General features: G+C 72.5%; 12 protein-coding genes. 5 read left to right on the forward strand and 7 right to left on the reverse strand.

Annotated elements, in window-relative coordinates:
- The first annotated feature begins 13 nt into the window (after positions 1-13).
- Positions 14-802: an alpha/beta fold hydrolase gene (locus tag D1648_RS12330; protein ID WP_122942286.1), complete on the forward strand. Its 789-nt coding sequence runs from the start codon at positions 14-16 to the stop codon at positions 800-802.
- A gap of 63 nt (positions 803-865) precedes the next feature.
- Here D1648_RS12330 and D1648_RS12335 read toward each other — a convergent pair whose 3' ends face one another.
- The 5 genes from D1648_RS12335 to D1648_RS12355 all read right to left on the reverse strand — a co-directional run bounded on the left by D1648_RS12335 (position 866) and on the right by D1648_RS12355 (position 5,762).
- A complete protein-coding gene (locus D1648_RS12335; RefSeq protein WP_122942289.1) occupies positions 866-1,741 on the reverse strand; it encodes a sulfite exporter TauE/SafE family protein in 876 nt (291 codons plus the stop codon).
- Positions 1,742-1,797: 56 nt separating this feature from the next.
- Positions 1,798-3,096: a globin domain-containing protein gene (locus tag D1648_RS12340; protein ID WP_122942291.1), complete on the reverse strand. Its 1,299-nt coding sequence runs from the start codon at positions 3,094-3,096 to the stop codon at positions 1,798-1,800.
- A 219-nt stretch (positions 3,097-3,315) separates the two neighbouring features.
- Entirely contained in the window at positions 3,316-3,813 is a 498-nt protein-coding gene (gene tpx, locus D1648_RS12345) for a thiol peroxidase (RefSeq protein WP_122942293.1), read from the reverse strand.
- A 116-nt stretch (positions 3,814-3,929) separates the two neighbouring features.
- Positions 3,930-4,832: a PPK2 family polyphosphate kinase gene (locus D1648_RS12350; RefSeq protein WP_122942295.1), complete on the reverse strand. Its 903-nt coding sequence runs from the start codon at positions 4,830-4,832 to the stop codon at positions 3,930-3,932.
- Positions 4,833-5,012: 180 nt separating this feature from the next.
- Positions 5,013-5,762, reverse strand: coding sequence for a PepSY domain-containing protein (locus D1648_RS12355; protein ID WP_122942297.1), 750 nt, complete (start codon positions 5,760-5,762; stop codon positions 5,013-5,015).
- A 313-nt stretch (positions 5,763-6,075) separates the two neighbouring features.
- Between D1648_RS12355 and D1648_RS12360 the strand changes: the two genes are divergently transcribed.
- On the forward strand, positions 6,076-8,544 hold the full coding sequence (locus D1648_RS12360; RefSeq protein WP_122942299.1) for a phosphoketolase: 2,469 nt from the start codon (positions 6,076-6,078) through the stop codon (positions 8,542-8,544).
- A gap of 211 nt (positions 8,545-8,755) precedes the next feature.
- The gene (locus D1648_RS12365; RefSeq protein ID WP_122942302.1) at positions 8,756-9,085 is read left to right on the forward strand and encodes an acylphosphatase; all 330 of its coding nucleotides are present in this window, start codon (positions 8,756-8,758) and stop codon (positions 9,083-9,085) included.
- Between the two features lie 21 nt (positions 9,086-9,106).
- On the opposite strand, the gene D1648_RS12370 is transcribed toward D1648_RS12365, so the two are convergent.
- A complete protein-coding gene (locus tag D1648_RS12370; protein WP_122942304.1) occupies positions 9,107-9,754 on the reverse strand; it encodes an SDR family oxidoreductase in 648 nt (215 codons plus the stop codon).
- Between the two features lie 276 nt (positions 9,755-10,030).
- Between D1648_RS12370 and D1648_RS12375 the strand changes: the two genes are divergently transcribed.
- Both D1648_RS12375 and D1648_RS12385 read left to right on the forward strand, forming a co-directional pair.
- Entirely contained in the window at positions 10,031-11,035 is a 1,005-nt protein-coding gene (locus D1648_RS12375; protein WP_122942306.1) for a DUF808 domain-containing protein, read from the forward strand.
- Between the two features lie 314 nt (positions 11,036-11,349).
- A complete protein-coding gene (locus D1648_RS12385) occupies positions 11,350-12,948 on the forward strand; it encodes a glycoside hydrolase family 10 protein (RefSeq protein ID WP_122942308.1) in 1,599 nt (532 codons plus the stop codon).
- A gap of 264 nt (positions 12,949-13,212) precedes the next feature.
- Here the strand turns inward: D1648_RS12385 and D1648_RS12395 are convergent, their stop codons facing one another.
- On the reverse strand, positions 13,213-13,725 hold the full coding sequence (locus D1648_RS12395) for a phosphoribosyltransferase (RefSeq protein ID WP_122942310.1): 513 nt from the start codon (positions 13,723-13,725) through the stop codon (positions 13,213-13,215).
- Positions 13,726-13,764 lie beyond the last annotated feature (39 nt).

A 13,764-nucleotide genomic window follows, 5' to 3' on the forward strand; every position in this document is an offset into this window, starting at 1 on the left:
TGAAGGATCCCCGATGCCCGTCATCCCCTCCCCCGTCGACGGCATCGACCTGCGCTACGACATCTCCGGCGACGGGCCGGCGCTGGTGCTGCTGCACGGCTCGGTGCTCTCCCGCGCGATCTGGCGGGGGCTGGGCTATCTCGCGCCGCTCGCGCAGGATCACACGGTGGTGCGGGTGGACCTGCGCGGCCACGGCATGTCCGGCGCGCCGCACGAGCAGGCCGCGTACACGCAGGACGTCCTCGTCCGCGACCTGCTCGCGGTGCTCGACGCGGAAGGGATCGGGCGCACGGCCCTGCTCGGGTACTCGCTCGGGGCACGGATCGCGCTGAGCACGACCCTCGCCCACCCGGGCCGGATCACCCGAGTGGTGAGCCTCGGCGGCTCCGCCGCAGCGCAGCGGGGCGCGGTGGACACGGTGTTCTTCCCCGGCGTGATCGACGCCGTGCGCGAGGAGGGGATGGAGGCGTTCTGCGCCGCGCAGGGTCTGGGCCCCGAGGTCACCTCACGCCGGGCGCGCGCCACCCGCACCGCCTTCCTCGCCGCCGATCACCGAGCGGTCTCCGCGCTGCTGGCCGCGACCGACGCCACGCCCGGCGTGCCCGACGAGGCTCTCGCCGCGTGCCCGGTGCCTGCCCTGTGGATGGCAGGGAGCGAGGACCATCCGCGGCACGAGGAGTCGCGCCGCGCGGCGTCGCTGATGCCCGAGGGGGAGTTCGTGTCCCTGCCGGGCCGGGACCACGGCGGCACGCTCTCCCCGTCGGGCCCGGTGCTCGAGCACGTCCTTCCGTTCCTGCGCTGACCACGGCGACGGCGCCGGGCTCCGCGGTGCCGTCGCCGAGTCACGCGCGGGCGTCGTCGGCCCTCAGAGCACCTCGCGCAGCAGCGCGCTGAGCGCCACCACGACGATCACGCCGCGCAACGCCCACTCGGGCAGTCGCTTGGCCAGGTGCGCGCCGAAGAATCCGCCGAGCAGCGAGCCGACGGCGATCGCGAGGCTCGCCAGCCACACGATCTGGGTGCCGAGGGCGAAGAACGCGATGACGTAGATCAGCGCCGCGGCGAGGTTCACGCACAGGCTCATCAGGTTCTTCACGGCGTTGACCGAGCCCATCGACCGGCCCGTGAACACGCCCAGGATCCCCAGGTACAGCACCCCCTGCGCGGCGGTGAAGTAGCCGCCGTAGACGCTCGCGGCCCCGAGGGACCCGAGCAGCGCCGGCGAGCGCAGGGGGCTGCGCTCCCCCGAGCCCGCCGAGGTCGCGCTCGCCGTGGGGACGCTCGAGGCCGCGCCCGCGTCGCCGCGCGCCGCCTGCTCCCGCGCCGCTGCCTCGCGCCGGTCCGCCCGCTTCCGCGAGGAGGAGTGCAGCGCCGCGGTGAGCGGCTTCTGGAAGACGACCAGGGCCAGCGCCACCACGATCAGCACGGGCACCACCACGTCGAGCGTCGAGGCCGGCGAGGCCAGCAGCAGAAGTGCCCCGGCGGTCGCGCCGAGCGTGGAGACGAGCACGAGCGGCGGGAGCTGGGGGCGCTCCGCGTCGATCTCGCGGCGGTAGCCGAGCACCGAGCCGACGGTCGAGAAGAACATGCCCACGGTGTTGGTGCGCACGGCGACGCCCGGCGGGAGGCCGACCGCCATCAGCACCGGCAGGGTCAGCAGGGATCCTGAGCCGACCGCCGCGTTGATGGCTCCGGCGACGACGCCCATGACGAGCAGGAGGAGCAGGGAGAGGGGTTCCACGAGCGACGACCCTAGTCCCTGGCCGGATCAGGCGGCGGGACGTCCGCGCGGGCCGCTCAGGCCGTCGGCAGCAGCCAGTCGTTCGGAGCGAAGAGCTCCACGTGCATCCGCTCCTCGTCGGCCCCGGCGGCCAGCAGCTGCTCCTGGGCGCCCTGCAGGAAGGCGCTGGATCCGCAGAGGTAGATCTCGGCGGCCGGCGGCAGGTGCTCGGCGGAGATCAGCATGCGTCCTTCACGGACGGCCAGTCGCGGGTCCGTGCGCCCGGCCAGCGGGTCCGCAGCGAGGGAGCGGGAGAACCACAGGTGGGCGCGGGCGCCGCCGTGCTCGGGCAGGGACGCGACGGTCTCCAGCAGCTCGGGCACCAGCGCGGCGTCGTCGGCATGGCCGTCGGCGTGCAGCACGACCACCTCGCGCTCGGGCTGGGCGGCCGCGATGTGCCGCAGCATCCCCAGCATCGGGGTCACGCCGATGCCCGCGGAGACCAGCACCACCGGCGCGGTGGATCCGGTGTCCAGGGCGAGGTCACCGGCCGGGAGGGTCACCTGCAGGTGGTCGCCCTCGCGCAGGTGTGCGTGGAGATGGTTCGAGACCTCGCCCTGGGGCGCGCCGTCGATGCCGTCCTCCCGGGCCACGCTGATCCGCCAGCGCCCCTCCCCCGGAGCGTCCGAGAGCGAGTACTGACGCAGCTGGCGCGCCCCGTCGGGCAGGACGACGCCGACGGAGACGTACTGGCCGGGCACGAAGTCGCGCAGCGGCTCCTCGCCCTCCCCGGCGGCGAGCTCGAAGCTGACCACCCTCGAGCTCTCCTCGGTGCGGCGCACCACGACGGCTTCGCGGAAGACGTCTCCCTCGGTCACGCCCGCGTCGGCGTAGAGATCCTTCTCGAAGGAGATCAGGGTGCGGGCCATGTGCCAGTAGACGGCGTCCCAGGCGGCGGCGATCTCGGCCGTGACGACGTCCTCGCCGAGCACCTCGACGATCGCGGCCATCAGGTGCTCGTGGACGATGTCGTACTGGTCCTCGGTGATGCCGAGGGAGACGTGCTTGTGGCCGATGCGGGAGAGCAGCTCGCGCGGGCTCGGGGCATCCGGGTCCACCAGCAGCGTCGCGTAGGTCGCCACGGACGCGGCGAGCGCCTTCTGCTGGGCGCCCTGGGCCTGGTTGCCCCGGTTGAAGGTGTTCCGCAGCAGCTCGGGGCGCGCGGTGAACATGCGCCGGTAGAAGCACGGGGCGATCTCGTCGATACGGGCTCCCACCAGCGGGAGGGTGTCACGCACGATCTGTTCGAGATCGGGGGCGAGCCGCTCCTCGACATCGAGCTGCGGGGTGCGGACGGCGGAGAGCGCGACGGACATGGGTGGTCCTTCCTGGACGCGGATGGGGCCCGGCCCGCGGTTCGGCGAGGGCCGGCCCCGCCACGCTAGGAGCGCCCCTCCGGACCCTCCGCAGACCAAGGTCCCGCCTCGTGACCTGCCTCACCTGCGCCGTCGATGACCGCACGACGTCTCGGACGTGCAAGGACCCGGCACGCGCCGTGGCGGCGCGGACCGGGTCCTCGAAGGGTGCGGGCAGGCTCAGGCGAGAGCGGCCCGGGCGGCGTCGTAGTCGGGCTCCTCGGAGACCTCGCCGACCTGCTCGGTGTACAGGACCGTGCCCTCGGCGTCGGCGACGATCACCGCACGGGAGAGCAGACCCGCGAGCGGGCCGTCGGCCATGGTCACGCCGAAGTCCTCTCCGAAGGAGGAGCGGAAGGCGGAGCCGGTGACGACGTTCTCGATGCCCTCGGCGCCGCAGAAGCGGGCCTGCGCGAAGGGGAGGTCCTTCGAGACGCAGACGACCACGGTGTTGTCGAGGCCGGCCGCGACCTCGTTGAACTTCCGCACGCTCATCGCGCAGGTGCCGGTGTCCAGCGACGGGAAGATGTTCAGCACCACACGCTTGCCGGCGAGGTCGGCGCTCGCGACGGCGCCGAGGTCCTGGCCCACGAGCTCGAAGGCCGGGAGGGTCGAGCCCTTCGCGGGCAGCTCGCCGACGGTGGTGACGGGATCGTTCTTGAAGGTGATGGAAGCCATGGCCCCATCATCGGCCCGCGAGCGCGAGGACACAAGCCGAGGTCACCGGCATGGGCCGGCCCGCGCGGCGGGGCCGACGGGGAGGTCCCGCGTGGCCGCGATCGGTCCGTCACAGTTCAGCCCATGGTCTCCCGCAGGCGCGCGATCTCCGCGAGGACGTCGAAGTCCGCTGCCGGCCACCTGGGGTCGATGTCGCTGAGCGCATCGATGAGCAGCTGCTGCACGGCGATCCGCGCATACCACTTGCGGTCGGCGGGGATCACGTGCCACGGCGCGCCGACGGTGGAGGTGGCGCGCAGCGCCCGGGTGTACGCCTCCATGTAGTCGTCCCAGTGCTCGCGCTCGTCGACGTCGCGGGGGCTGAACTTCCAGTGCTTGTCCGGGCGCTCGAGCCGCTCCATCAGCCGGGAGCCCTGCTCCTCGTGGGAGATGTGGAGCATGACCTTCACGATCGTGGTGCCGGCCGCGGCGAGCTCCCGCTCGAAGGCGTTGATCGCCGTGTACCGCGAGCGGATCTCCTTCGCGTCGGCCCAGCCGTGGACGCGATGGATGAGCACGTCCTCGTACTGGGAGCGGTCGAACACCCCGATCATCCCCGGGGCGGGGGCGTGGGGACGGATCCGCCACAGGAAGTCATGCTTCTCCTCCTCCGCCGTCGGGGCCTTGAAGGCTGTGATCTGCACGCCCTGGGGATCCACGCTGCCCACCACGTGGCGCATGATCCCGCCCTTGCCGGAGGTGTCCATCCCCTGCACGATCAGCAGCACGGAGCGGCCGTCGCCGTTGCCGTGGTGGGCGGCGTAGAGCCGCTCCTGGAGCTCGTCGAGCTCCGCGTCGCGGGCGAGCAGGAACTCCTTGCCCTGGGCCTTCTTCCCGGAGAAGCCGGGGGTGGCGCGCGGATCGAGATCCCGCACGTCGCCCGTCCAGTCCTGCGGGATCAGGATCCCGCGGGGCGTCCGCGGCCCGGAGCTCCTCGCGGTCGCCGGGGTGCGCGTCGAGGCCTTCTTCGCTGTAGCCATGGGCAGGAGGGTAACGGGCGGCCCGGCCCGCCACGGCCCTGCTCGCCCCGGCCCGCCACGGCCCTGCTCGCCCCAGCCCGCCACGGCCCTGCTCGCCCCGGCCCGGCGAGTGTCGGATTCTCAGCCGTTCGGCACGCGGGAGCGGCTGAGAATCCGACACTCACCGGCGCGCGCTCGGGCTCAGTCGTCGACGCGGGTCTGCCCGGTCTCGACGTCCACCTCGACCTCGACGTCGTCGCCGCCGCTGCGGTCGATGTCGATCGTGTACAGGATGCGGCCGTCGTCGGAGTCGAGGTCCCAGCCCGAGACCCGGCCCGGCTCCACCCCGAGCGCGATCTCGATCGCCTCGTCGTAGGTCATCGGGGAGGTGACGTCCACGACCGGGTCCCGGTCCTCGTCGTCGTCCTGCTCGTGCTCGGTGACCTCGCCGCTGGTCGCGTCGATGTCGAGCTCGTGCTGGCGACCGTCCTGGACGAGCTCGAGCTCCCACTCCCAGGCGACGTCGTCGTGGTCGATCTCGATCTGGACGAGCTCGCCCCCGCCGACGGCGTCGAGGCCGATCTCGATCGCCTTCTCGGCGGTGATCGGCAGCTGCTCGGTCGCGAGGTCGGCGTCCTCGGGCAGGGCCTCGCCGCCGGCGGCGGGCGTCTTCCCTCCCTCGTCGCTCGCCGCGGCACCGTCCGCCCCGTCGTCGGAGGCTGCGTCGTCGGAGGCCGCGCCGTCGGAGGCCGCGCCGCCGTCGTCGGACGCCGCTCCGCCGTCGTCGGAGGCGGCGCCGTCGCTCCCCTGCTCGGAGGTGCCGGGTCCCTCGACGGCGGGCGCCTCCTCGCTGCCGTTGTCGGAGCCGCAGCCGGCGGCGAGGCCCGCCACGAGGGCTCCGAGGGCGAAGGCACGAACGGTGCTGCGGGTGCGGGTGCGGGTGATGGTCATGGGATCGGCCTTCCTGGGATCTGCCGACGGCGGGGGCCGTCGGTCTGCGTGTGCCCCCAGGCTAGGCCGACGATCCGGGGCGCCGACGGTTCCTGAGCGTCTTCTCATCGGCCGCTCATCGAGCCCTCATCGACGGCTCCCCCGCCACCGCTCGGAGCGCTCGGGTATCAGCTGCCGCTCCGGGGGCCTGGCCCGGTGGTCCCTTCCCGGACCTGCCCTTGCGACCTACGGTGGTCCTGTCAGCGCAGCACCGGCGCGACCGGCACATCCGACACGACCGGCACGATCCCATCGGCTCGACAAGGAAGGCACCATGTCTCCCGTTCCCGCGTGGCCCAGCGCACCCGCCTCCGCCCCGACCGACACCGACCTCGTGCGGCTCCACGCCTGGTGGCGCGCCGCGAACTACCTCTCCGTCGGCCAGATCTACCTCATGGACAACCCGCTGCTGCGCAAGCCCCTGCAGCGGGAGCACGTCAAGCCCCGCCTGCTCGGCCACTGGGGCACCACCCCCGGGCTGACCTTCCTGTACGCCCATGCGAACCGGGCGATCGCCCAGCGCGGGCTGGACGCCATGTTCATCACCGGTCCGGGCCATGGCGGGCCGGGGCTGGTCGCCGCGACCTATCTCGAGGGCACCTATTCCGAGGTGTATCCCGCGGTCAGCGAGGACGAGGCCGGGATGAAGCGGCTGTTCACCCAGTTCTCCTTCCCCGGCGGGATCCCCTCCCACGTCGCCCCGGAGACCCCCGGCTCGATCCACGAGGGCGGCGAGCTCGGCTACGCGCTCTCCCACGCCTACGGCGCGATGTTCGACAGCCCCGAGCAGATCGCGTTCACCGTGGTGGGCGACGGCGAGGCGGAGACCGGACCGCTGGCGACCTCCTGGCACTCCAACAAGTTCGTCAACCCCCAGCAGGACGGCGTGGTGCTCCCGATCCTGCACCTGAACGGGTACAAGATCGCGAACCCCACGGTGCTGGCCCGCATCGGCGACGACGAGCTCGAGGCGCTGATGCGCGGCTACGGGCACGAGCCGCTGCTGTTCACCGGCGGCTTCGACGACGAGGACCCGCTGGAGATCCACCGCCGCTTCGCGGAGGTGCTCGATACGGCGCTGGACCGCATCGCCGAGATCAAGGCGCAGGCCGCCGAGGACGCCGCGGCCGGCCGGGAGACCGAGCGGCCCGCCTGGCCGATGATCGTGCTGCGCACCCCGAAGGGCTGGACCGGTCCGAAGGAGATCGACGGGCAGCGCACCGAGGGTTCCTGGCGCTCGCACCAGGTGCCGCTCGCGAGCGCCCGCGACACCGACCAGCACCTCGCCGACCTCGACGCATGGCTGCGCTCCTACCGGCCCGAGGAGCTGTTCGACGAGGACGGACGGCTCGTCCGGGAGGTCGCGGAGATCGCCCCGCGCGGCGAGCAGCGGATGTCGGCCAACCCCTCCACCAACGGCGGCTCGGTGCTGAAGCCCCTGCGCCTGCCCGACTTCCGCGATTACGCCGTGGAGGTCCCCACCCCCGGCGGGTCCGTGTCCGAGTCCACGCGTGTGCTGGGCACCTGGCTGCGGGACGTGGTGCGGGACAATCCCGAGACGTTCCGGATCTTCGGGCCCGACGAGACCGCCTCGAATCGTCTCCAGGCCGTCTACGAGGTCACCGACAAGCAGTGGAACGCCGAGCTCGAGGACCACGACCGCACCGAGCACCTGGCCCGGGCGGGCCGTGTGATGGAGATGCTCTCCGAGCACCAGTGCCAGGGCTGGCTCGAGGGCTACCTGCTCACCGGCCGGCACGGCCTGTTCTCCTCCTACGAGGCGTTCATCCACATCGTCGACTCGATGGTCAACCAGCACGCGAAGTGGCTGAAGGTCACGAACGAGATCGAGTGGCGCAGGCCGATCGCCTCGCTGAACTACCTGCTCAGCTCTCACGTGTGGCGGCAGGACCACAACGGCTTCAGCCACCAGGACCCGGGCTTCATCGACCACATGGTCAACAAGAAGGCCGAGATCGTGCGGGTCTACCTCCCGCCGGACGCGAACACCCTGCTGTCCACCTACGACCACTGCCTGCGCTCGAAGCAGTACGTCAACGTGGTCGTGGCCGGGAAGCAGCCGAACCCGAACTGGCTGTCGATGGACGAGGCGATCGTGCACTGCACGCGGGGCCTGGGGGTCTGGGACTGGGCCGGGACCGAGCAGCCGGGCGAGGAGCCCGACGTGGTCCTCGCCTGCGCGGGCGACATCCCCACCATCGAGGTGCTCGCAGCGGCGAAGATCCTCCGCGAGGAGGTGCCGGGCCTGCGGGTGCGCGTGGTGAACGTGGTGGACCTGATGCGCCTGCAGGACGACACCGAGCATCCGCACGGGCTCTCGGAGCGGGACTTCGACGGGTACTTCGGCGAGGACATCCCGGTGGTGTTCGCGTATCACGGCTACCCGTGGCTGATCCACCGTCTCGCCTACCGCCACGACCGGCACTCGCGCATCCACGTGCGCGGCTACAAGGAGGAGGGCACCACCACCACGCCCTTCGACATGCTGATGCGCAACGACACGGACCGCTACCACCTGGTGATGGACGTGATCGACCACGTCGAGGGGCTCGCGGTGCGCTGCGCGACCCTGCGCCAGCGGATGGTGGACACGAGGATCCGGGCCCGTGCCCACGCCTACGAGCACGGCGAGGACGCCCCGGAGATCGTCTCCTGGCAGTGGAGCGACGGCGGCGACGCGGTCGCGAACGCGATGGAGGACACCGGCGGCGACAACGAGTGACCCCGCCCGCCCCGGTCCGCGGCGCCTCGGCCCGCGGGTCGGGGCTGCCTGGCGGGTCGGGGCGGGCTCAGGTGCAGGGTCGCTCGGGGTCCGGGGCCTCGGTCAGCGCCCGACAGCCCGCCGAGCGGTTCGATGAGCCCGGGGCTGCCGGGCCCGGCCGCGGGACGGAGACGGCGCACGAGCGAGGCGAGGAGAGCAGGAGGCAGGAGCGATGAGCGAGCCTGAGCAGGACCGGGATCACGGCGCCGACGCAGGCGTCGACGGCGCGGAGCGGATCCGTCGGATCGTGCGCGTGCACGGAAGCGTCCAGGGAGTCGGCTTCCGGATGGACGCCGCCCGGGAGGCGGAGCGGCTCGGCGCGGCGGGGACCGTGCGCAACCTGTGGGATGGCACGGTGGAGGCGGACGTCGAGGGCAGCCCGGAGGTGGTCGAGGCGATGCTCGACCACCTCCGTCAGGGCCCGCCCGGCGCCCGCGTCGACGGGATCGACGTGCGCCGCGAGGCGCCGCGCGGCGCGAGGGAGTTCCGGATCAGCGGCTGAACCGGCTTGCGGGGCCGGGGCTCAAGAGAGCGCGGCGAAGGCCTCGCCGATCTCCTGCTCGCCGTCGTTGAAGGTCACGAACGTCCCGACGGAGCCGGGCTCGGCGAGCGCCGCGACGATCGCCCGTGCGACGTTGCCGCGCGAGACCGTGCCGCTCTCGGCCGCAGCGGTGTCGATCCGGCCGGTCGGCTCCTCGAGCGTGAGGCCCGAGGGGCCGAGGATCGTCCAGTCCAGACCGGTGCCGCGCAGGTGCTCGTCGGCCCGGGCCTTCGCCTCCGCATAGGCGTGGAAGGGGTTGCCCTCGGGCACGCCGTGCTCGAGCGAGGCGCCGAAGTAGCTGACCATCACGTAGCGGCGCGCGCCGACCCGCTCGGCCGCGTCCATCGAGGCGACCGCCGCGTCGAGATCGACCGCGCGGGTGCGCTCGGGGTTGCCGCCGCCGGCGCCCGCGGACCACACCACGGCGTCCCTCCCGCGCAGCAGCTCGTCCCAGCCGCCCGCATCGAGCGTTTCGACGTCCGCCAGCACGGCGTTCGCGCCGGTCGCCTCGACCTCGTCGACGTGCTCGGGGTTGCGGATCACCGAGTGCACGGTGTGTCCGGCCTCCACCAGCAGCGGGGCCGCGAGCAGCGCGACCTTGCCATGTCCTCCGATGAGTGCGATATCCATGCCCCCACCCTGTCACCGACCCGACATCACGTCGAGGGGCAGGGCGGGGTGTTCGCCGCGAGGGGACTGCCGGGACGCCGTGCAGGGCGGGAGCGCAGGGCAGCAGCGCTGCGCGGGGCGGCAGCGCTGCACAGGGCGGCAGCGCTGCGCAGGGCGGGAGCGCTGCGCGGGGCGGCAGCGCTGCACAGGGCGGCAGCGCTGCGCAGGGCGGGAGCGCTGCGCGCCGTTATCCTTGCCCGGTCGCGCACGCGACGCACAACTGTGGAAGGGACCCTCATGGCCGGTGGACTCGCCGCACTGCTCGACGACATCGCCGCGCTCGCGCGCCTCGCGGCCGCCGGCGCCGACGACGTCGCCGCCGCCTCCGCCAAGGCCGGCTCGAAGGCGCTGGGCGTCGTGATCGACGATGCCGCCGTGACGCCGCAGTACGTCCAGGGGATCACGCCGAACCGGGAGCTGCCGATCATCTGGCGGATCACGAAGGGCTCCCTGCGCAACAAGCTGATCTTCATCCTGCCCCTCCTGCTGCTGCTGAGCGTGTTCGCCCCCTGGCTGCTCACGCCGATCCTGATGCTCGGCGGGCTCTACCTCAGCTTCGAGGGGGCGGAGAAGATCTGGGAGCTCGTGCGGGGGAAGCCCAAGGCGGCCCCCGCGAGCAGCAAGGGCGCCGGGGCGGAGGACAAGGTCGTCTCCGGCGCGGTGCGCACCGATCTGATCCTCTCCGCCGAGATCATGGTGATCTCGATGAACGCGGTGGACACCGACGACCTGTGGATGCGCGCCGCGGTGCTCGTCGTGATCGCGATCGGCATCACCGCGCTGGTCTACGGCGCCGTCGGCCTGCTGGTGAAGATGGACGACATCGGCCTGGCGATGGCCTCGGACGAGGAGGCCTCCGAGGGGAAGAAGCGCTTCGGGCGGGGCTTGGTCGGCGCGATGCCGCGCGTCATGGACGTGATCAGCTACGTGGGCATGGTCGCGATGCTGTGGGTGGGCGGCCACATCCTGCTGGTCGGCACGCACGAGCTCGGCCTCGCCCAGCCCTACGGCCTCGTGCACCATCTCGAGGGGGTCGTCGCGGGCGCGGCCGGTGTCGGGGCGGTGCTCGCCTGGCTCGTCAACACCTTCTCCTCCTTCGTGCTCGGCCTGGTCGTCGGCGCGGTCGTCGCGGTGATCGTGCACTTCCTGCCCTTCGGGCATCACGGGGAGGGAGCGGTGCACGGACTGGACGCTCACGGCGGTGCGACGGGCGGCGCGGCGGAGCCACCGGCGCCCCGATGAACGCACCTGCACCCGCACCCGCCCCTGCGCCTGCGCCTGCACCCGCACCTGCCCCTGCCCCTGCCCCTGCGCCTGCGCCTGCGCCTGCGCCTGCGCCTGCACCTGCGATCATCACCCGCGATCATGCTGGATTCTGAACCACTTCGACGCCGGAAGTGGTTCAGAATCTGACACGGACGGCTCCGGCCGACTCCGGATGGTTCCCTCCGGATGGTTCCTGACGGCTCCGCCCGCCTCCGTGCGCGGCATGCTTGCCCGTCTCCGTCGGCTGTGCGACGGTGGGCCCTCTGATCCCGACCGAGGAGCTCAGCGCTGTGCATCCCGTCGATCGTCGTTCCTTCCTGCGCCTGTCCGGCTCCGCGGCCGTCGGCTCGACCGCCGTTGTCGCCGCGCTGGCCGGAGGCCCCGCCCTCGTCGGCGGCTCCGCACTGGCCGGCCCCGCCGCGCACGCGGCTGCGGACGCCCAGGAGGAACCCGCGCCGCCGTCCCGGGAGTTCCGGGCCATGTGGCTCTCCTCCGTGGAGAACATCGACTGGCCCTCCGCCCCCGGCCTCGACGTCGAGGAGCAGCGGGCGGAGTACCTGGCCTGGCTCGACCTCGCCGAGGAGCTGGGGCTGAACGCGGTGATCGCCCAGGTGCGGCCCACCGCCGACGCATTCTGGCCCTCCCGCCTCGAGCCGTGGTCGATGTATCTCACCGGCACGCAGGGGCAGGACCCCGGCTACGACCCGCTCGCCTTCCAGATCGAACAGGCCCATGCCCGGGGTCTGGAGTACCACGCCTGGTTCAATCCCTACCGTGTGGCGATGTCGGAGGAGCCGGATCTGGTCGAGGACCATCCGGCACGGCAGCACCCGCAGTGGGTGTGGCCCTACGGCGGGAAGCTCTACTACGACCCGGGCCTGCCCGAGGTGCGGGCCTTCGTGCAGGACGCGATGATGGACGCCGTCACGCGCTACGACGTGGACGGGGTGCACTTCGACGACTACTTCTACCCCTACGTGGTCGAGGGCGAGGACTACCCGGACCAGGAGACCTACGCCGCCCACTCCGACGGCAGCACCCCGATCCAGGACTGGCGGCGCGGGAACATCGACGCACTGGTGCGCGAGATGCACGAGCGGATCCGGGAGGAGAAGCCCTGGGTGCGCTTCGGGATCAGCCCCTTCGGGATCTGGCGCAACGCGAGCAGCGATCCGGCGGGCTCGGACACCTCCGGCTCTGAGTCCTACGAGATCATCTGCGCGGACTCACGGCGCTGGGTGCGCGAGGGCTGGGTCGACTACATCAACCCCCAGATCTACTGGGAGTTCGGGCACCCGGCCGCCGACTACGAGACCCTCGTGCACTGGTGGAGCGACACGGTCGAGGGCTCCGGGGTCGGTCTGTTCATCGGCGAGGCCGCCTACAAGGCGATCGACGGCACCTTCGAGGCGGTGACCGAGCTCGGCGACCATCTCGATCTCACCCGCTCCCTGCCGGAGGTGGGCGGGAACGTGTTCTTCAGCGCGAAGAGCCTGCGCGACGATTCCACAGGCTCGGTCGACGACCTCGTCTCCCGCCACTACGGCCGCCCGGCCCTGGTGCCCGCGCTCGACTCCGTCCCCGGCGAGGCGCCCGAGCGTCCGACGGTGATCTCGGCGCGCGCGGTCGAGGAGGGCGTGCAGGTGCGCTGGCGCGCTCCCGGCGCGACGACCCTCGCGCTGTGGCACCTGCCCACCGCCGAGGTCGGCGAGGCCGAGCTCGCCGACGGGCGGAACCTGGTCGCGGTGGTGCGGGCCGAGCGCGCCGCCGGGGAGCTCGTGCACGAGGGGGCCGACGGGAGCGGCTGCTACGCGGTCACCGCCTACGACCGCACCTGGCAGCAGAGCGAGCCCTCCGAGGCCCGTCCCGTCCGCGCCGCCCGCGGCTGACGGCGCCGCCGCGGTGCGGCAGCCCGCAGCACGCAGCCCGCGCCCCGCACCCGCGCCCGCGCCCCGCAGCACCCAGCACCCAGCACCCAGCACCCAGCACCCAGCACCCAGCACCCAGCACCCAGCACCCAGCACGAGTGTCAGATTCTGAGCCACTTCCGACGCAGAAGTGGCTCAGAATCTGACACGGACCGTTCCGCGCCGGGCACCGGCGGAGATGGGCACCGGCGGAGATGGTCCGCCGACGCCCGGGGCGGCGCGGCGTCAGCTCGCCGAGGGGGTGACCGGCGGCTCGGCCGACCAGGGGAAGACGATCCACTCGTCGGTGCGACGCCACACGAAGTCGGGGTCCACCACGGAGCGCGGCTTGGCGTAGACGACGGCGCTGCGGGCGTCGGCGCCCATCTCGCGCAGCAGCTCGAGGACGAGGGCGAGGGTGCGGCCGGAGTCGGCGACGTCGTCGACGACCAGCAGGCGCTTGCCCTTGATCGACTCGGTATCGAGCATCGGGGCGAGCAGCACCGGATCGGGCAGCGTCTCGTGGACGTCGGTGTAGAACTCGACGTTGATCGCGTCGGAGAGCTTCACGCCGAGGGCGTAGGAGAGCGCGCCGGCCGGGAGCAGGCCGCCGCGGGCCACGGCGATGATGATCTCCGGGTCGAAGTCGGAGTCGGCGATGGTCTGCGCGAGCTCACGGGATGCGGTGCCGAACAGCTCCCAGGTCAGCACCTCCTTCTCCACGAGGTCGGAGGAATCGGCGTGGTAGGCCTGGGTCATCGGGTCACTGCTCCTGTGGGTGGGCGTCGCGGAGTGCTC

This window comes from Brachybacterium sp. EE-P12 (assembly GCF_003711805.1).
GTDB lineage: Bacteria > Actinomycetota > Actinomycetes > Actinomycetales > Dermabacteraceae > Brachybacterium.